This window comes from Tritonibacter mobilis, from assembly GCF_001681715.1.
Taxonomy (GTDB): domain Bacteria; phylum Pseudomonadota; class Alphaproteobacteria; order Rhodobacterales; family Rhodobacteraceae; genus Epibacterium; species Epibacterium mobile.
Map to the genome: position 1 here is coordinate 1 of NZ_LNWY01000052.1, position 890 is coordinate 890.

The following is an 890-nucleotide window of genomic DNA, read 5'->3' on the forward strand; positions in this document are numbered from 1 at the left end:
GCCTCGAATTTGGTGTGCGGGGTCACGGAGCCCGGCTTACACAGAACCTGACCACGCTCAACCGCTTCACGGTCGATACCACGCAGCAGCGCGCCGATGTTGTCGCCTGCTTCACCGCGGTCCAGCAGTTTGCGGAACATTTCCACACCGGTACAGGTGGTGGTGGTGGTGTCTTTGATGCCAACGATTTCGATGTTGTCGCCAACATTGATCACGCCACGCTCAACACGACCGGTCACAACAGTACCACGGCCAGAGATCGAGAACACGTCTTCGATCGGCATCAGGAAGGGCTGGTCAACAGCGCGCTCAGGGGTCGGGATGTACTCATCCACAGCCGCCATCAGCTCTTTGATCTTCTCTTCACCGATGTTGGCGTCACGGCCTTCCATCGCCGCCAGAGCGGAACCTGCGATGATCGGGATATCGTCGCCGGGGAAGTCATAGGAAGACAGCAGTTCGCGGATTTCCATTTCGACGAGCTCGAGGAGCTCTTCGTCGTCAACCTGGTCCACTTTGTTCATGAACACGACCAGCGCGGGAACGCCAACCTGACGCGCCAGCAGGATGTGCTCGCGGGTCTGGGGCATCGGGCCGTCTGCTGCGTTCACAACCAGGATCGCGCCGTCCATCTGCGCCGCACCGGTGATCATGTTTTTCACATAGTCAGCGTGGCCGGGGCAGTCGACGTGTGCGTAGTGACGCGCGTCGGTTTCATATTCCACGTGGGCGGTGGAGATGGTGATACCGCGTGCTTTTTCTTCCGGTGCGCCGTCGATCTGGTCGTATGCGCGGAAGTCGCCGAAGTATTTGGTGATTGCTGCGGTCAGCGTGGTTTTACCGTGGTCAACGTGGCCAACGGTGCCGATGTTGACGTGCGGTTTATTACG

At 59.1% G+C, this 890-nt stretch carries 1 protein-coding gene; it reads right to left on the reverse strand.

Features of this window, described 5'->3' with window-relative positions; translation table 11 throughout:
* On the reverse strand, window positions 1–890 hold an 890-nt coding region (tuf, locus tag UB90_RS22350; protein ID WP_065328122.1), incomplete at both ends, for an elongation factor Tu.